Source organism: Frondihabitans sp. OV104 (assembly GCF_057787745.1).
The window spans coordinates 1943224-1961267 of record NZ_CM173541.1 but is presented as its reverse complement, the minus strand read 5'-3'; the positions used below and the strand labels follow the sequence as shown (position 1 = coordinate 1961267).

Sequence of the window (18044 nt, the reverse complement as noted above, 5' to 3'; positions counted from 1 at the left end):
TCAGCCGGCGATCTGCCGCATCGACGAACTCACGCGCACGGTGCCCTCGCCGTCGGGGTCGTCGGCCATCACGAATCGCGCGGCCTCGCGCTTGATGGCGATGTGCGGACCCGCGGGCTCGGCGAAGAACGCGTGCAGGAAGAAGGCGCCCCCGCCGAACTGCACGTTCTCGAGGCGGAACTCGACCGTGGCCGTGCCGCGCATCGGCGGCATGGTGATCCCGAGGAACTTGCTCGACGTGCCGTAGACCGGCTGGCCGAGATTGTTCTCGATCTTGAAGCCGGCGTTCCAGCGGTCGAGCGGCGTCTCGTGGCTGTACTCCATCGTGACGATGAGGTTGTCGCCCGGGCGGAAGTCCTCGCCCTCGGCGCGGCCCTCGGCGCGGACGGTGCCCGAGAGCACCTTGCCCGGCGTGATCTCGGCCTTGGCCTCGCCCTGGGCCGTGGCCTCGGCGACGCGGCGGTCTTCGAGGATGTCGCGGAAGTTCTTGACGGCTTCGCGCGCGCTGCCCTCGAACTGCACCTCGCCCTTCGCGAGGACGACGGCGCGGTCGCACAGCTCCTGCACCTGGCCGAGCGAGTGGCTCACCAGGATGATCGTGCGGCCCTGCTCCTGGAACTCGTGGATCTTGTCCATGCACTTGCGCTGGAACGCCTCGTCGCCGACCGCGAGGACCTCGTCGACGAGGAGCACGTCGGGGTCGGTGTGGATGGCGACGGCGAAGGCGAGCCGCACGTACATGCCGGACGAGTAGAACTTCACCTGCGTCTCGATGAAGTCGCCGATGCCGGCGAAGTTCAGGATGTCGTCGAACTTCGCCTCGGTCTCCTCGCGCGACATGCCGAGGATCGCCGAGTTGAGAAAGACGTTCTCGCGACCGGTGAGGTCGGGGTGGAAGCCCGCGCCGAGCTCGAGCAGCGCCGCGAGGCGGCCACGGCGCTTGATCGAGCCGGTCGTCGGCTCGATGATGCCGCCGATCGCCTTGAGCAGCGTCGACTTGCCGGAGCCGTTCGGGCCGAGGAGGCCGATCGTCGAGCCGGCGGGGATCGTCAGGTTGACGTTCTTAAGGGCCCAGAACTCCTCGGAGTTGCGACGGCCGGTGCGGCCGAGCGTGACGATGCGCTCCTTGAGCGAGTTGTCCTTGCGGATCACGAACTTCTTGGAGACGTTCTCGATCGTGACGACGGTGGGGTGGTCGGCCGAGGCCGGGGTGCGCGAGGCCTGGCGGCTCGAAGTGGTGTCGATGCTCATGGGGTGCCTACAGTTCCTGCGCGAAGTTGCCCTGGAGCCGCGAGAAGACGCGGTGGAAGACGTACACGAGCACGAGCCCGATGACGCCCGCGACGCCCATCTTCAGGAGCATGTCGGCCGGGTAGTCGTTCTCGGCGCCGCCGAGCCAGAAGGCGCGGTGGAAGCCGAGCACGGCCAGGGTGATGGGGTTGTCGGTGTAGATGTGGAGGAGCCACTCGCGCGACCCGGTGAGGCGGGTGGCGACCGTCGACCACGCGTAGACGATGGGGGAGGCCCACATGAGCAGCATGAGCACGATCTCGACGAGGTAGCCCATGTCGCGGAGGAAGACGTTGGCAGCCGAGAGCAGGAGGCCGAGGGCGAGGCCGTAGATCAGGATCAGCAGCGCCGACGGGAAGAAGTAGAGCAGGTCGAGGTGCGCCGGGAACTCGCCGAATACGACGGTCGCGATCAGCAGCACGACGAGCTGGATGCCGAAGTTGAACAGCGCTGATCCGACGCTCGCCAGCGGGTAGATCTCGCGCGGGACGTACACCTTCTTGATCAGGCCGGCATTGGCGACGATCGACCCGGTGGAGCCCGCGACGATGTCGCTGAACAGGTTGTAGACCGTCAGGCCGCAGAAGACGTAGACGGCGAAGTTGTCGATGCCGCGAGCGGCGCCGAGGATGTTGCCGAGGATCACGTAGTAGATCGCGAGCTGCGTGATCGGGCGGATCAGGGTCCAGAGGAATCCGAGCGCGGAGTCTTTGTACCGCGACTTGAGGTCGCGGCGGATCAGAAGGTCGAGCAGGCGCCCGTGCGCGATCACGTCGCGGATCGTGCCGAAGAAGCCGGTGAAGGCTCCCGTCGGCTGCCCGGCGACCTCCATCGGCTCGGCCTTGAGCTTCTCGTAGCGGCTGGCCGCCTGGGCAGCCGCCGAGAGGGTCACCTCGGACACCCTCGGGGGGCGGGGCGTGATGGTGGTCATGGGTCGTACCTCATCCTTGGAAAACCTGGAAACTCTACCCCGGCCCCCTGTGCCGGGGAACCGGGAGCGCCTCAGGCGGTCGCAGCTACTTTCCGTACTTGCTGGCCCGGGTCGTGGCGAGCCGGGTCTGGACCTTCGTCCGCAGGCCGCTGATGCCGCCGTCGGTGAGGTAGAAGCGAGCGAGCGCGATGTCGCGGCCGAGGCCGTGGCGCCCGTTGGCGATGCGGTGGAACTTCTCTTCGCTGGTCATCGGCGAGCGGCCCTTGACCGGCCGGACCACGCTGCCTCGCGACGGGGCCGACAGCGGCTCGCCCACGAGGGCGGCGCGGTCGGGCGCGACGTGCGGGTCGCGGCAGAACTCGACGAGGGGCGCGAGGGCGCGCTCCCAGGTGAACTCCTCGCGGATGCGGCTGACGTTCTTGCGCGCCTCGGCGATCGCCGCGTCGTCGTACAGCATCGACTCGAGGGCCGCGGCCAGGGCGTCGACGTCGCGCTCGGGCACGGAGACTCCCATGCCCTCGGAGCCGACGAGGTCGCCGAAGCTGTCGCCGCGCGTCGTGACGATGGGCAGGTTGGCCCACATGTAGTCGAGGATGCGCGTGCGGAACGAGAAGGTCGTCTCGATGTGGTCGTAGTGCGTCGAGACGCCGGCGTCGGCCTCGAGCAGGTAGTTCTGGCGGTCGTCGAGGGCGACCCACTGCTCGTTGAAGAACACGTTCTTGCCGCTCACTCCGAGCTGCGAGGCCAGCTCGCGGGTCTTCGAGACGATCGCCATCTCGGGCACGTCGGGGTTCGGGTGCGCGACGCCGAGGAAGAACAGCTTGACGTTCGGTCGGCGCTCGGCGAGCTGGGCGATGGCGCGGACGAGCGTCATCGTGTCGAACCAGTTGTAGATGCCGCCGCCCCAGATGACGACCTTGTCGTCTTCGCCGATGCCGGGCACGACGCCGCGGATCGCCTTGCGGGTCTTCTGCGGGGGAGTGGAGTCCATGCCGAAGGGCGCGATCGCGATGAGATTCTCGAGGTTCTCGTCGGCCGCGTAGTTCTCGGGGTTGATTCGGCCCAGGCCGGCGAGCTGGCCGAGCCAGAACAGGCGCTGGCGCTCACTGGCGCAGAGGAAGAAGTCGCCGCGGAGGAGCTGCTCGTTGAGCACGTCGGTCGACGACTGCACCTGGTTCTTCCACTGGGCGAGACCCCACTCGCGACCCTGCTCGAGCTGCTCGAGGTGCATCGGGTCGTAGAGGTCGGCGATCATGATCTTGTTCGAGTGCTTGAGCGTCGTGAAGTGGTGCAGCGCGTGGCCCTGGAAGAAGATCACGTCGGCCCACTCCTCGTGGACCTTCATCTCGCGCTCGTTCTGCAGGCGGACGCGCTCGACCTCGAACTTGTCGGACTGCCGGTTCGCGACGTTCCAGGTCAGCAGGCGCACATCGCTGTGCTGCGACAGCGCCTCGGAGATCTTCCACGCGCGCATGGCCGGGCCGGCCATCTTCTCGCCGATCGCGTCGCCGGTGATGACGAGGATGTGGCGGCGCTGGGTGTGCTCGACGATGCCGAACGCGTCGACGATCGAGTGCAGGCCGTCGAGGAAGTAGTTGTCGGCGAACAGCGGCCGGAAGATGTCGCCGAAGAGGCGGAACAGGTCGCCGTCGGTGCGCTGGCGCTGCGACTGGAGCTCGTCGCGCGTCTCCTGCAGCGACGGGAGCTCGGTCACGAACTGGTCGAGGGCGAACAGGCCCGCGACAGTGTCCTTGTTGACCGGGGTGTCGCGCTCGAACTCGTCGGCCGCGCCGGTGAAGCGGCGGATGTCGAACATCTCGGAGTCGAGACCGCTCTTGGCGACGGCGCGGCGCGCGAGCAGCGCCAGGGCGCCGGGCAGGAACTTCGCGAGGCTGTTGTCGTCGAGGTTCTTGAACAGAAGGATCAGGGCGTTGCGCTCGAGCAGGTACATCTCGCGGTACTCGCCGAACGACTTCATCGAGCCGTGGTGCTTGTGGTAGACGACCGACTCGGGGGCGAAGCGCACGCGGTAGCCGAGCAGGTTCAGGCGCCAGCCGAGGTCGACGTCGTCGTAGAACATGAAGAGGCGCTCGTCGAAGCCGCCGACCTCGAGGAAGATCGCCTTGCGGACGAACAGCGCACTGCCGGTGCCGAAGAGGATGTCGCGCGGGGTGTCGTACTCGCCGGTGTCGACCTCGGTGACCTTGTCTTTGTAGCCCATGCCGAACCAGGTGAGGCTGCCCTGGACGAAGTCGATGGCCTTGCCCTCCCAGTCGAGCACCTTCGAGCCGACGGCGGCGACCTTGGGGCTGACGCCGAACTGGCCGAGGGCCGCGCGGATCCAGTCGACGCTGGGCTTGGCGTCGTTGTTGAGGAAGGCGACGAACTCGCCGCGCGCCTTCTGGGCGCCGAGGTTCGAGCCGCCGGTGAAGCCGAGGTTCTCCTTCGAGACGATCAGCGTGACGTTTTTCTGCGCCCCCAGAGCGGCGCGGAGTCGCTCCTCGCTGTCGTCGCCCGACCCGTTCTCGACGATGACGATCTCGAGCTGCGACTCGGGCCAGTCGACCTCGTTGAGGCGCGCGACGCACTCCAGCGTGTCGTCGGTGCCGCGGAAGTTGATGATGACGACGGAGACGACACTCGAAGTGGATACTGACAAGGAGATGCCCCAAACACGTTGACAACAAGACGGATCGGCCCCGAGAGGCGGTCTCACTATAGTCAAGCGCCCCCGTGAGTCGTCCGCCCGCCGCACGGGGCTCGGGCACACTGGGGGGATGCGAGCCTCCATCGTCGTCGTCAACTGGAAGCAGCCGGAGCTCACCCTGCGGGCGCTCGACGCCCTCGCGGCGCAAGAGATCGACGAGCCGTACGAGGTGGTCCTCGTCGAGAACGAGGCGGTGCCGGGTGCCGTCGACGTCTTCCGCGCGGCGCACCCCGATGTCGTGCTCGTCGAGGAGGCCTCCAACTCGGGCTTCGCCGGCGGCGTCACGCGCGGGATCGCCGCCGCCTCGGGTGAGGTCGTCGTGCTGGTCAACAACGACGCCGTGCCCGACCCCGCCTTCCTGCGCGAGGGGCTGGCGGCGCTCGATGCGGGCGGGCCCGAGGTCGCCGCCGTCAGCGCCGCCGTCGTGCTCGAGGGCCTCTTCGTCCGCACCTCCGGCCGCGGCGACGACGTGCTGGTCGGCCTCGACGGCACCGCCTGGAGACGGGCCGGGGCGCAGGAACTGCCCTCCGGCCTCAGCCTCATGAACGGCACCGGCGTCGAGCTCACCCGCGATGGCAACGGCTACGACCGCGACTGGCTCCGCCCCGTGGCCGACGTCTCCGCCGCCGACGGCTCTCCGGACGCCGACCCGTTCGGGTTCAGCGGGGGTGCCGCCTTCATCCGCCGGGCCGCCCTCGCCGAGGTCGGCGGCTTCGACGAGACCCTGTTCATGTATTACGAAGACCTGGATCTTTCGTGGCGCCTGCGGCTCGCCGGATACCGCATCGGCTTCGCCCCGAAGGCTCGGATCGTGCACCTCCACGCCGGCTCGTCGTCGAGCGGCTCGGAGCTGATCCGCCGGCAGAGCATGCGCAACCGGCTGGCCGTCGTGCTGCGCAACGGGAGCCCCGGGATGGTGGGACGGGTCGCGGCGCGCACTCTCGTCCGGATGCTGAAAGACCTGGTCGTGCCGGGGGGCGCCTATCTGCCGCGGGCTTCGTGGGGGCGGATCGCGCGGGAGGTGCCCTCCCTCGTGGCGAGGTCGGTGCGGGGGCGTGAGCGCCCCGAGTTCCTGCGAGCTTCCCGTCGAGAGGTGGAGAGCCGACTGCGCTGAGCCTTGGCGCGAGCTGGACGTTCGTCCCCCGATTCGCCCCCTATCGGGGGACGCCGCGGCCCTGGCGGTTGTGACTGATGTGACTTACGGTGGAGAAGTCAAGTGCTCGGAAGAGCCCCTCGCAGGTCGACGTTCGGGCGTCGAACACTGGGATCACCAGGGGTTCTTCCGGGCCTGACCCATATGCCAGATGCCATTCGGGAGGCACCACCGTGTTCACGTACCCCACCGCCACGCCCATCGGGGCGCCGACGCTCGGGCACCGCCGGTGAGGTCGACGCTCCGCCCCGCGCTCGGCATCGTCGCCGCGCTGACCGTGGCCGCGTCGACCCTCGTCGGGTTCGACGTCGCGCTCGCCGACACTCCGACGCCGACCAGCGCGGCCACCGCGACGGCCGCGCCCGCCGCCACCGCGTCGCCCTCGGCCACGCCGACCGACACCGCCTCGGCGCCGGCGAGCGACTCGCCGTCGGCGGCGCCGTCCGCGTCGGCCTCGGCCGAGCCGACGGATGACGCGTCGGCCACCGCGGACGCCCCGGCCGACTCCTCGCTCGCGGCCGACCCGTCGCTCTCGGTCCAGGACGCCGAGGGCAACCACACCATGGGCTCGACGATCGCCGAGAACGAGCCGAGCGAGCCGAACGCACCGGGCGCGTCGACGTCGCCGACCTCGTCGCTGCGGGTGCAGTCGAAGGCGGTCACCACGTCGTCCGTCTCGGGCGCGTCGAAGACGAGCATCATGGGCCTCGACGTGAGCGCGTACCAGCCGACCGTCAACTTCGCGACGCAGTACAAGAACGGCGCGCGCTTCGCGTACATCAAGGCGACCGAGAACACGACCTACAAGAGCGACACCTTCGCCAAGCAGTACGCCGGCGCGGCCACCGCTGGCCTGCTCCGCGGTGCCTACCACTTCGCCCACCCCGACGCCTCGGCAGCGGCGCAGGCCAGGTACTTCGTCGCCAACGGCGGCGGCTGGTCGGCCGACGGCAAGACGCTCCCGCCCCTGCTCGACATCGAGTACGGCGGCGCGAAGGGCGAGTGCTGGGGCCTCAGCCAGGCGGCGATGGTCTCGTGGATCTCGACCTTCTCGTCGACCATGAAGTCGCTCACGGGCCGCGCGCCCGCGATCTACGCCGGCTACTACTGGTGGAAGGACTGCACCGGCAACAGCAAGGCCTTCGGCGCCAACGCCCTGATGGTTCCGAGCTACGACCGCGACCTCTCGCAGGGCCCCGTCGGCATCGGTGCGAGCTGGTCGGACTGGACCATCTGGCAGTACTCCTCGACCGGCCCGTTCGCCGGCGACTCGGACGTCTTCAACGGCACCATGAACGAGCTCAAGGGCCTGGCGCTCCCGTCGTCCCTGGCCACGCTGCTGTCGTCGCCGAACGGCTATGTCGACTCGGTCACCACGGTGCCCGGCGGCATCCGGGTCCGCGGCTGGGCGATCGACCCCGACACCTACAAGTCGATCAAGGTGCACGTCTACACCGGGTCGAAGGTCACCGTCGTGACCGCGAACAAGTCGCGGCCCGACGTCGCCACGCAGATGCCCAAGTGGGGCGCCGCGCACGGCTACGACGTGACGATCGGCACCGCAAAGGGCTCGTACAAGACCTGCGTCTACGGCATCAACGCCGGCGCGAAGGGCGCCAACGCGCTCCTCACCTCCTGCACCACCGCGAAGTCGCTCGGCACCAACCCGGTCGGCTCGTTCGACAAGGCCGTGGCCACGACGACGACCAGCGTCACTGCCAGCGGCTGGGCCATCGACGGCTCCACCGCCGCCTCGATCAAGGTCGCCGTGTACGTCGACGGCGCGCACAAGACCGCCGTCGCAGCCACCACCCGCACCGATGTGGGCACGACATACGGCGCCTACGGCTCGGCCCACGGCTATTCCGTGACCGTGCCCGCCGCGCAGGGCACGCACAAGGTCTGCGTCTACGGCATCAACGTCGGCACCGGGCCCAACTCGCGCATCGGCTCGTGCAAGACCGTCGTCGTGAACTACAAGCCCGTCGGCGTCGTCGACAGGATCACGCCGTCGAAAGGCGCCGTGACGGTCTCGGGCTGGGCGTACGACCCCGACGTCAAGACCAAGTCGATCCCGGTCGCGGTCTACCTCGACGGCCATGGCGTCCGCACCACGGCGAGCACGTCGCGCGCCGATGTCGCCAAGGCGCATCCCGGCATCGGCACGAAGCACGGCTTCACGAAGAAGCTCTCGGCGTCGAAGGGCTCGCACAAGGTCTGCGTGTACGCGATCGACCCGTCGGGCCACGGCTCCAACCCGACGTTGAAGTGCTCCACCGTCACCGTGCCGTAGTGAGGCCGCCGAACCGCCTGATCGCGCTCGCCGTCGCAGCGAGCGCGGTGGCCGCCCTGCTCACCGGGCAGCTCCTGACCGCGCAGCCCGCGACGGCCGACATCCCGGTGGCCTCGCGGTTCGACGCGGGCAACATCATCAGCGACCAGGTGTTCTTCGACTCCGACGCCATGACGGCGGCGCAGATCCAGAGCTTCCTGACCGGCAAGACCGGCACCTGCGCCAACTCGCGCTGCCTGACCGTGCTGACGGCGACGACCACGTCGCGCGCCGCCGACGCGATGTGCTCGGCCTACAAGGGGGCCCCGAACGAGAAGGTCTCGACGATCATCGCGAAGGTGTCGATCGCCTGCGGCATCAACCCCGAGGTGCTGCTGGTGAGCCTGCAGAAGGAGCAGGGCCTCGTCGGAGCGACGGCGCCCTCGTCGTACGCGATCGAGCGGGCGATGGGCTACGCGTGCCCCGACACGGGCAACGGCTGCGACCCGACCTACGCCGGCATCTACAACCAGATCTACCGGGCAGCCTGGCAGTTCAAGCGCTACGCCAACCCGGCGGGCACCTCGGCGGCCTTCACGACCTACACGCCCGGCAAGACGGTCGCCGTCCGCTACAGCCCGTCGTCGCCGTGCGGCACCAAGCAGGTCAGGATCGCCAACCAGGCGACGGCCAACCTGTACTACTACACGCCGTACACGCCCAACGCGGCCGCCCTCGCGAACCTGTACGGCACCGGCGACAGCTGCTCGGCCTACGGCAACCGCAACTTCTGGACCTACTTCACGAAGTGGTTCGGCTCGCCGACCGCGACCGGCCCCGTCGCCACGACAGCCGGCCACCTCGACTCGGCCGCCGGCGGCCTCGGCACGGTGAGCGTTCGCGGCTGGGCGCTCGACACCTCGACCACCGCCCCCATCAAGGTCGCCCTCTCGTTCGGCACCGCTGCGAAGACCCTCACCGCCGGCGCCACCCGCGCCGACGTGGCATCCGCCTATCCGGGCTCGGGCTCGAAGCACGGCTTCTCGGCCACCCTCGACGCGGATCCCGGCACCTACGACCTGTGCGCCACGGCGATCGGGGCCAACGCCGCCACCAGCCTCATCTCGTGCTCCCCGGTGACTGTCGCCGACCCCTCGCCCTTGGGCTCTGTCGACTCCGTCCGGGCCGCCCCGGGCGGCATCGCCGTGCGCGGCTGGGCCGCCGACCCCGAGATCTCCGGGGCGATCCCTGTCCGAGTGACCATCGACGGCACGGCAGCGAAGACGCTCACCGCGTCGGCCGCCCGACCCGACGTCGCCAAGGCGTTCCCGGCCGTCGGCTCCGACCACGGCTTCTCGGCCACCCTCGCCGCCGCCGCCGGGACGCACACGGTCTGCCTCACTGCCGTGAACACCGGCCGGGGAGCCGACCGGCAGCTCGGCGCCTGCACCACGGTCACCGTGCTGTCGTCCGTCCCGACCGGGCGCCTGGACAGCGTCTCCTTCACGCCGAGGAGCCTGACGGTCAGCGGCTGGGCCGCGGACGGCGACACGATCGACCCGGTCCGAGTCGCCGTCTACGTCGACAAGAAGCGCGTCACCGCCGCCGTCGCCGACCGCACCCGAGCCGACATCGGCCGCGCCTACCCGGCCTACGGGGCGTCGCACGGCTACTCGGTGACTGTCCCGACGACGCAGGGCACCCACTCGGTCTGCGTCTACGCGCTCAACGCCCCCGGCTCGACGGGCAAGAACGCCCTGATCCGGTGCGCCACCGTCACGACCGACAAGAAGCCCGTCGGGCGATTCGACTCCGCCACCGCGGTGAAGGGCGGCATCCGCGTCTCCGGCTGGGCGTTCGACCCCGACGACACCGCGGCGTCGATCCAGGTCGCGGTCTACGTCGACGGCACGTCCCGGCCGCGCCTCACGGCCTCCGGCTCCCGCCCCGACGTCAAGCGCACGCACTCGCTCCCCACCTCCCTCCACGGCTTCGCAGGAACTCTCACGGCCGCCGCCGGCAAGCACTCCGTGTGCGCCTACGCCATCGACACCACCGGCGGCACCAACCCGCGGCTCGGCGTGTGCCGCGCTGTCACCGTCCGCTAGGCGCGGCCCACCCGCATCGGCGGCAGAAGATCCCCGCCGCGGCGGCCATCACCCGCCGCCGATGCGGGTCGGCGGCGTCGGCGCCGGCTACGACGGGGTGAGGTGCCGTCGCCACGAGCGCTTGCGCGCCGAGATCGTGGCGATGGCGACGAACAGCAGCAGAGTGCCCTCGAACAGCGGGTAGCTCTCGGCGGAGGCGGTCACGGCGATGAGCAGCAGGACGAGCGCCGGCCACGTGTAGGCGACGATCGGGTGCGTCGAGGCGGTCAGCCACGAGCGGGTGAACGCGAGGGCGCCGGCGGCGAGCAGCATGACGACGCCGACGAGCCCCACCTGCAGCCAGGTGTCGAAGAAGGCGCCGAGCCCGGTCTCGGATACCCGGCCGGTCGGCCCGGTGAGCAGGAAGAACGGGAACACGTCGGTCGGCCACTGCCCCGCGAAGCCCCAGCCGACGAGGCTGTGGAAGGGGATGAGCTCGCGGATCCTCGTCCACAGGGCCAGCCGCACCTCGAGGTCGCTGGTGGCGCCGAGCGCCGCGATGAGCCGGTGCCGCCCCACGTAGGCCAGCACCACGCCGAGCACCACCAGGAAGGCGAGGATGCCCTGCATCAGGGCGCGCCGCTCGGGCGGGCTCTGCCGGAGGAAGCGCAGCGCGATCGCGGCGACGACGAGCACGAGCACGGCGATCGACGTCACGGGCGAGCTCGCGAAGAACAGGGTGAGCAGCGCCAGGACCCCGGATGCCACGCCGACGCCGAGCGTGATCGAGCGGGTGAACCACTCCACCGCGAAGGTGATGAGCGCCAGAGCGGCGAGGAAGCCGAGGTAGTTGCGAGTTCCGGCGACGCCCTGGATCGGCCCGCCGTTCGCGAGGTTGCCCTGGATGCCGAGGAACGAGATCGGCTGGTCGATCAGGATGCCCGACAGCACCTCGAGCGACAGCGACACGGTCAGCAGGATCCGCAGCGTGTCGCCGGTGGCGCGGATCACCTGCACCAGGTCGCGGCCGAGCGCCAGGTACATGCCGAGGCTGCCGAACGCGAGCGCGTAGAAGACGCCGCCGATCGAGACCCAGGTGTACTGGCTCCAGAAGATGGAGACGACGAAGTAGGCGAACAGCGCGAGCACCGACACCGGCAGGATGCCGTGCCACTCGATCCGGTTGCGCGCCCCGAAGAGCGAGAGCCCCGCCAGAACGACGAGCGTCGCGAGCACGGCGATCGATCCCGGCCAGCCGATCAGCGCGCGGACAGTGTGGATGCCGAGCGCATAGAGCAGGATCGCGACGGTCAGCGCCTGGCTGAACGTGCCGCCGGCCGAGAAGCCGATCCACGCTGACAGGTAGCGGCGCAGCGGGTCGCGGACGGGTGCGGCCTGGCTCATCGAGCGTCGGGGGCGGGAGTCGACCACCAGCGGTAGTTGTCGCGGCGCGTGGCGAAGCAGACGACGACGAGCAGGGCCCAGCCCCACTCGACGTTGAGGCGCGACTCGGCGAGGCCGTGCACGAGCATGATCGACATCAGCAGCATCGGCAGCAGGTCGAGCGTGTTCCACGGGGCGGGGCGGCCCGGGCCGAGCATCCGCCGGTCGGTGGCCCACCACCACGAACGGGCCGTCGTCGTGACGATGACGGCGAGGAAGAGCGCGAGCCCGATCCAGCCGATCTGAAACCACACGTCGAGGTAGGCGTTGTGCGCCTGCAGGTAGACGACCCCGTTGCGCACGGCGAGCCCCTTGAACGGCTCGAGGTACGGCTGCCACCAGCCGGTCCAGCCCCAGCCGACGACCGGCCGCTGGATCGCGAGCTCGTAGACCGACTTCCAGATCGTGCCGCGGCCGGTGAGGTCGGGGCTCTTCTCCAGCACGCGCAGGATCAGCCCCCAGCCGACCGACACGGCCGCCGCGAGCGCTCCCGCCACCAGCGCCGCCAGCACCGCGACCATCCACCGCCGGCCGAGCCGCACCCGGCGCGCCAGCACCGCGAAGCCGAACACGAGCGCGGCGACGGCGAGGCACGCGAACACCGTCGACGAGCGGGTCAGGCCGAGCGCGAGCACCGATGCGGCGATGCCGACCCAGGCCTGGCGCCGCTCGATGGAGCGAGCGTGCCACTGCACGGCCGTGACGGCCAGGGCGAGCAGGGCGTAGATCGCGAGGAGGTTGCTGTTGCCGGGCAGCCCCTGGATCTGGCCGCCGGTGAAGAGGGCGTCGCGGGTCCAGTAGAACGCGGCCGGGTGCGAGCCCGAGCAGTCGACGTAGATCGGGCAGAACGGCTGCCGGACGAAGAGCGCGACGACGAGCTCGAAGAGAAGGGAGAGCACGACGATCGCGCGGAGCGCGCGGCCGAGCGCCTTCACGATGCCCTCCCACGACACGGTGACCGCGACCGCCACGGCGCCAGCGGTCGTCATCAGCTGCGTGCCGATGCCGAGCAGGGACCCCGCCCGGTAGTCGGACCAGATCAGCGACGCGATCATCCACAGCAGCAGCAGGCCGAGCAGGGCGGGGGAGCGGCTGGGACGCGGGGGGTTGCGGACCAGGAGGGCGACCGCCCAGACGACCACGGCCAGGCAGACGACCGCCCACCCGGCCCAGTTGACCGAGTTGCGCAGCGCGTCGCCGAAGAACAGCACGCCGAAGACGACGGTGGCGAAGCCGGTGTGCTCGGCCGAGGGCCCGCGGGGCGCGACGTCGGCGCGCGGCAGGGGCTGGGTGACGGCCATGCGCCTCAGGTTACCGGGTCGGCCCATGGCGCCGACGCCCTGCGAGCCGAGCCGGCTAGACGAAGGCCGCCTGGCCGGTGATGCTGCGCCCGACGATGAGCGTGTTCATCTCGCGGGTGCCCTCGTAGCTGTACAGGGCCTCGGCATCGGCGAAGTAGCGGGCGACGTCGTAGTCGAGCACGATGCCGTTGCCTCCGAGGATCTCGCGCGCGTAGCCGACCGTCTCGCGCATGCGCGACGTCGTGAACGACTTCGCGAGCGAGGCGTGCTCGTCGCGCTGCGTGCCCTCGTCGAGAAGCTGCGAGACGCGCACGACCATGCCGAGCGAGGCCGTGATGTTGCCGAGCGACTTGACGAGCAGGTCTTGCACGAGCTGGTGGCTCGCGATCGTCTTGCCGAACTGGACGCGCTCGGACGCGTACTTCAGGGCGGCCTCGTAGGCGCCGATCGAGTTGCCGACGGCCGCCCAGGCGACCTCGGCGCGAGTGAGGCGCAGGACCTTGGCCGTGTCGCGGAACGAGTTGCCGTTCTGGAGGCGGTTCGACTCGGGCACGCGCACGTTCTCGAGGGTGATGTCGGCGTTCTGCACGATCCTGAGCGCCTGCTTGTTCTCGATCTTCGCCGCGGTGTAGCCCGGCGTCGAGGTCGGGACGACGAAGCCCTTGACCTGGCCGTCTTCGGTGCTCTTGGCCCAGATGACGGTGATGTCGCTGAACGTGGCGTTGCCGATCCAGCGCTTCGAGCCGTTGAGGATCCAGTCGTCGCCGTCACGGGTCGCGACGGTGCGGAGGCCCTGCGCCGAGTCGGAGCCCGAGAGGGGCTCGGTGAGGCCGAACGCGCCGATCAGCTCGCCGCTCGCGAGCCGCGGCAGCCACTCGGCCCGCTGCTCGGGGGAGCCGCAGACGGCGATCGAGCCCATCGTCAGGCCGTTCTGCACGCCGACGAACGTCGCGACGCTCGCATCCACGCGAGCGAGCTCGAGGGCGACCCAGCCGCGGAAGACGGCCGAGTTCTCGAACGGCTTCGTCTCGTCCCACGGCATGCCGAACAGCTTCAGGTCGGTGAGCTTCTGGATGATCTGCGTCGGGAACTCCGCGCGAGCCCAGTAGTCGTTCACCAGCGGCCGCACCTCGGCCTCGAGGTACTGGCGCAGCTCGGCCAGCACAGACTTCTCCTGGTCGCTGAGGAGGCTCTCGTAGCCGTAGAAATCGCTGGCGAGCGGCGCCAGCTGGGTCAGGGTCGTGTCGGACATCCGTGCTCCGTTGCTCTCGTGTCGGCGGCCGGCCCTCGTCGGCCGATCCGGAGGCGACGATAGGCCGATGCAGGACGACTGCCAACGGCCTTGGTAGTTTTGACCAACGCCCAGGTGGGCGCGGTCGCGCCCGTTTGTAGAGGGGGGCCAAGCGATGGCCCACCACCCCGTCTCGATGAGGTCAGACATGTTCCTAGCCATCACCAACGTCCCGCGCGACTACGCGTGGGGCTCGACGACGGCGATCTCCGACCTGCTCGGCCGCAAGCCGACGGGCAAGCCCGAGGCCGAGCTCTGGCTCGGCGCCCACCCCGGGTCGCCGAGCATCGTCGTGAACCCCGCGGTGGTCGACGGCGCTGACACTCTGGCCGACTGGATCGCGGCACAGCCCGAGCGGGCGCTCGGCGCCGGTGGCCGCCACCTGCCCTTCCTGATGAAGATCCTGGCGGCCGCCAAGCCGCTGTCGATTCAGGCCCACCCGACTCCGCAGCAGGCGCGCGAGGGCTTCGACCGAGAGAACCGCGCCGGCGTGCCCCTGATCGCGACGGAGCGCAACTACAAGGACCCGTTTCCGAAGCCCGAGATCATCTACGCGCTCAGCGACGAGTTCGACGCGCTCTGCGGGTTCCGCACCGTCGCCGAGACCCTCGTCGACGTCGACGCCCTCGACGACTCGTCCGGAGCGTTCGAGCCGCTCCGCGCCCACCTCGCCGACTCGCTCGAGGCCACCGTGGCGTGGCTGTTCGAAGGCGACGACGCCCCGGCCCTGATCGAGGCCGTCAGCGCCGCGGCGACGGCGGCCGTCTCGAACGCCGGCGCGCACGCCGCCATCTCGCCCACCGTGGCGACCCTGGCCGACCTCGCAGCCGACTACCCGGGCGACCCCGGCATCGTCGTGGCGCTCCTGCTCAACCGGGTCACGCTGAAGCGCGGCCAGGCGCTCTTCCTGCCCGCGGGCAACATCCACGCCTACCTCGGCGGCCTCGGCGTCGAGCTGATGGCGCCCTCCGACAACGTCCTCCGCGGCGGACTCACGCCCAAGCACGTCGACGTTCCCGAGCTGATGCGCGTGCTCGACTTCGAGCCGCTCCCGGCGCCCTCCCTCGAGCCCGTCGAGGTCGGCCCCGGCGTCGAGCGCTTCGACCCCACCGAGGTCGGCTTCGCCCTGCTGCACGTGACCCCCGGCGACGCCGGAGCGGTCGTGCAGCTCGGCGGCCCCTCGATCGTCTTCGTCACGAGCGGCGAGCTGCACCTCAAGGGCCAGGACGGCAACATCAAGCTCGGCGCGGGCGAGTCGGTGTACGTCACCCCCGACGAGTGGCGGCTCGCCGTCACGGGCACGGGCGAGGCGTTCGTGGCGACGGCGGCGTAGCCGCAGTTCCTGCGCCCGCACCCCTAACGGGGACCTGCGGCGACGTCACCGCCCCGGCACGATGGGGTGGTGACGGGAGTCGATCAGAGGGCTGCGGCGCGGTTCGACTACCGCGAGCTCGATCGGCGACCCACCCGGCGCGAGGTGCGGGAGTTCCGACGGCGCACCAGGCACGTCCGGCCCGATACGGTCGTACCGCTCCGGACGATGATCGCCACGGTGCCGGCCCTCCTCGTGGCGTCCGTCGTCATCGCCTGTGTCGCCGGGCTCGCGCTGGCGCTCGTGGATGTCGCGGTGTTCGGCGACCCCGGCATCCGGTGGGTCGGGCGCAGCCTCGGAGACGCCGTCCTCGGCCTGGCGGGCATCCTGATCGTCGAAGCGCTGTGCGCTGCGCTCATCGTCGCGCTGGTCGGAATGATCCGGCGCGACACCCGGCTCAGCAACCACTGGCGACGGAGGGTCCGCTTCGCGCGGTTCGCCGAGGCGAACGGGGGCGCGCATGCCTTCGGGGCGCCGGTCCCGCGCCTCACCGGCACGCTCGTGCACGAGGGGGCGACCGCCCACACCCGCGACGTGTTCGACTTCGAGCGGGCGCACGGATTCCAGTTCGGCAACATCGTCCTGAGTCCCGAGAGCATCACGATCCGGCGGGAGGGGCGCGCCTGGGGCTTCATCCGCGTGCGGCTCGACCGGAGGGTGCCCCACGTCGTGCTCGAGTCCGTCCGGGCCGGCCGGACCCACCCGCGCCGCTTCGGCCGGGCGGGCTACCAGGCAGGCCAGCGCATCGAGCTCGAGGGAGACTTCGGGCGGTACTTCACCGTCTACGCACCCGACGGATACGGCCCCGACCTGCTGTACGTGCTCACGCCCGACCTCATGGCGCTCCTCGTCGACGAGGCGGCCGGCTTCGACGTCGAGCTCATCGACGATTCGCTGCTCCTGTCGGCGCCGACGGCGTTCCGGGTCGGAGACCGGGCGACGCTGCTCGCCATCGAGGACCTCGTATCGCGCGTCGGCGGCGCGACCCGCCGCCGCACCGAGCGCTACGCGGACACCCGGCCGGGAGCCGTGCCGCGCGTCGTCGTCGCACCGGAGGGCCGTCGGCTGAGGCGGAAGTGGCTGCTCCGGGCCACGCTGCCGGGAGCGCTGCTCGTGCTGCTGATGGTCCGGCACGTGCTCGTCGACGTGCTGCGGCTGGCGGGCTGAGCCGGGCGGGCGGCGCGCGGGCGCGAGCGGTCAGGCGAGCTGGCGCTCTCCGAAGGCCCGCCGGTAGGCCGTGGGCGTCGTCTGCAGCACCCGCGCGAAGTGGTGCCGCAGCACGGCCGCCGAGCCGAAGCCGGTAGCGCCGGCGATCGCCTCGAGGGTGTCGTCGGTGGCCTCCAGCAGGTGCTGGGCGCGCAGCAGCCGCTGCCGGTTGAGCCAGGCGCCGGGCGTGGTGCCGACGTCGGCGCGGAACCGCCGGGCGAAGGTGCGGGGCGACATCAGCGCGCGGCGGGCGAGCTCGTCGACGGTGAGCTCGCGGTCGAGGTTCTCGAGCATCCAGTCCATGACGGCGGCGAGTGAGTCGGAGCAGCGCTCGGCGATCGGCGCGCCGATGAACTGCGCCTGCCCGCCGTCGCGCTGAGCGGGGATCACCATGCGCCGCGCGATCGCGTTGGCGGCGCCGACGCCGAGCTCGCGCCGCACGATGTGCAGGCACGCATCGATGCCCGCCGAGGTGCCGGCGCTCGTGACGATCGACCCCTCGTCGACGTAGAGCACGTCGGGGTCGACGCTGACGAGCGGATAGCGCTCGTGCAGGGTGTCGGCGTGCATCCAGTGGGTGGCGGCCCGGCGGCCGTCGAGCAGGCCGGTCGCCGCGAGCGTGAAGGCGCCGCTGCAGATGCTGAGGATGATCGCGCCTTCGGCGTGCACCCGGCGCAGGAACTCGAGGTACTCCGGCTCCACAGCGTCCACCCCGTGCGCCGGTACGACCACGAGGTCCATTCCGCGCGCCTCGTCGAGCCCGCGCTCGATCACCATCTCGAACCCGAGGCTGGTCTTCACACGACCGGGCCGCGCCGTGACGACGCGGAAGTCGAACGCGGGCCCGCCGGTGTCGCGCCGGTCGATGCCGAACACCTCGCAGGCGACGCCGAACTCGAACGGCGGAAGACCCTCGACGGCGAGGACGGCGACGGAGCGGAGCACGGGGCCTCCAGGGGAACGTGGCGGATGTTCGTCGGGAGTTCACATC

At 70.5% G+C, this 18044-nt stretch carries 12 protein-coding genes; 5 read left to right on the top strand and 7 right to left on the bottom strand.

Annotated elements, in window-relative coordinates:
* The 3 genes from AC3CBB_RS09270 to AC3CBB_RS09260 form a co-directional block, all read right to left on the bottom strand.
* A complete protein-coding gene (locus AC3CBB_RS09270) occupies window positions 1-1251 on the bottom strand; it encodes an ABC transporter ATP-binding protein (protein WP_488624359.1) in 1251 nt (416 codons plus the stop codon).
* 7 nt (window positions 1252-1258) lie between these two features.
* A complete protein-coding gene (locus AC3CBB_RS09265) occupies window positions 1259-2221 on the bottom strand; it encodes an ABC transporter permease (protein WP_233580070.1) in 963 nt (320 codons plus the stop codon).
* A gap of 85 nt (window positions 2222-2306) precedes the next feature.
* Entirely contained in the window at window positions 2307-4880 is a 2574-nt protein-coding gene (locus tag AC3CBB_RS09260; protein ID WP_123507264.1) for a glycosyltransferase, read from the bottom strand.
* A gap of 118 nt (window positions 4881-4998) precedes the next feature.
* On the opposite strand from AC3CBB_RS09260, the gene AC3CBB_RS09255 reads away from it, so the two are divergent.
* The 3 genes from AC3CBB_RS09255 (at window position 4999) to AC3CBB_RS09245 (ending at window position 10461) form a co-directional block, all read left to right on the top strand.
* Window positions 4999-6042: a glycosyltransferase family 2 protein gene (locus AC3CBB_RS09255; protein WP_488624358.1), complete on the top strand. Its 1044-nt coding sequence runs from the start codon at window positions 4999-5001 to the stop codon at window positions 6040-6042.
* 268 nt (window positions 6043-6310) lie between these two features.
* Window positions 6311-8374, top strand: a complete 2064-nt coding sequence (locus AC3CBB_RS09250; RefSeq protein WP_488624357.1) for a GH25 family lysozyme — start codon at window positions 6311-6313, stop codon at window positions 8372-8374.
* The gene (locus tag AC3CBB_RS09245) at window positions 8374-10461 is read left to right on the top strand and encodes a hypothetical protein (RefSeq protein ID WP_488624356.1); all 2088 of its coding nucleotides are present in this window, start codon (window positions 8374-8376) and stop codon (window positions 10459-10461) included. The genes AC3CBB_RS09250 and AC3CBB_RS09245 overlap by 1 nt, the downstream gene beginning before the upstream one ends.
* 87 nt (window positions 10462-10548) lie before the next feature.
* On the opposite strand, the gene AC3CBB_RS09240 is transcribed toward AC3CBB_RS09245, so the two are convergent.
* From AC3CBB_RS09240 to AC3CBB_RS09230, 3 genes are read right to left on the bottom strand one after another with little or no spacing between them, the layout of a single operon-like run.
* Window positions 10549-11844 (bottom strand): exopolysaccharide production protein, encoded by a 1296-nt coding sequence (locus AC3CBB_RS09240; protein ID WP_488624355.1) that lies wholly within the window; start codon window positions 11842-11844, stop codon window positions 10549-10551.
* Entirely contained in the window at window positions 11841-13184 is a 1344-nt protein-coding gene (locus tag AC3CBB_RS09235; protein WP_123507259.1) for an O-antigen ligase family protein, read from the bottom strand. Before AC3CBB_RS09235 ends, AC3CBB_RS09240 begins: the two co-directional genes overlap by 4 nt.
* Before the next feature lie 55 nt (window positions 13185-13239).
* Window positions 13240-14436 (bottom strand): acyl-CoA dehydrogenase family protein, encoded by a 1197-nt coding sequence (locus AC3CBB_RS09230; protein WP_488624354.1) that lies wholly within the window; start codon window positions 14434-14436, stop codon window positions 13240-13242.
* Window positions 14437-14623: 187 nt separating this feature from the next.
* Here AC3CBB_RS09230 and manA point away from each other — a divergent pair, with 187 nt between their 5' ends.
* Both manA and AC3CBB_RS09220 read left to right on the top strand, forming a co-directional pair.
* The gene (gene manA / locus AC3CBB_RS09225; RefSeq protein ID WP_488624353.1) at window positions 14624-15808 is read left to right on the top strand and encodes a mannose-6-phosphate isomerase, class I; all 1185 of its coding nucleotides are present in this window, start codon (window positions 14624-14626) and stop codon (window positions 15806-15808) included.
* 69 nt (window positions 15809-15877) lie between these two features.
* Window positions 15878-17014, top strand: coding sequence for a hypothetical protein (locus tag AC3CBB_RS09220; protein ID WP_488624352.1), 1137 nt, complete (start codon window positions 15878-15880; stop codon window positions 17012-17014).
* Window positions 17015-17044: 30 nt separating this feature from the next.
* Here the strand turns inward: AC3CBB_RS09220 and AC3CBB_RS09215 are convergent, their stop codons facing one another.
* Complete coding sequence (locus AC3CBB_RS09215; RefSeq protein ID WP_488624351.1) at window positions 17045-17998, bottom strand: helix-turn-helix domain-containing protein; 954 nt, start codon at window positions 17996-17998, stop codon at window positions 17045-17047.
* Between the last annotated feature and the right edge of the window lie 46 nt (window positions 17999-18044).

Excerpts from the sequence above, each read along its gene's own strand:
- AC3CBB_RS09270 (WP_488624359.1), bottom strand. The coding sequence starts at position 1,251 with ATGAGCATCGACACCACTTCGAGCCGCCAGGCCTCGCGCACCCCGGCC.
- AC3CBB_RS09265 (WP_233580070.1), bottom strand. The coding sequence starts at position 2,221 with ATGACCACCATCACGCCCCGCCCCCCGAGGGTGTCCGAGGTGACCCTC.
- AC3CBB_RS09255 (WP_488624358.1), top strand. The coding sequence starts at position 4,999 with ATGCGAGCCTCCATCGTCGTCGTCAACTGGAAGCAGCCGGAGCTCACC.
- AC3CBB_RS09240 (WP_488624355.1), bottom strand. The coding sequence starts at position 11,844 with ATGAGCCAGGCCGCACCCGTCCGCGACCCGCTGCGCCGCTACCTGTCA.
- AC3CBB_RS09235 (WP_123507259.1), bottom strand. The coding sequence starts at position 13,184 with ATGGCCGTCACCCAGCCCCTGCCGCGCGCCGACGTCGCGCCCCGCGGG.
- AC3CBB_RS09230 (WP_488624354.1), bottom strand. The coding sequence starts at position 14,436 with ATGTCCGACACGACCCTGACCCAGCTGGCGCCGCTCGCCAGCGATTTC.
- manA (WP_488624353.1), top strand. The coding sequence starts at position 14,624 with ATGTTCCTAGCCATCACCAACGTCCCGCGCGACTACGCGTGGGGCTCG.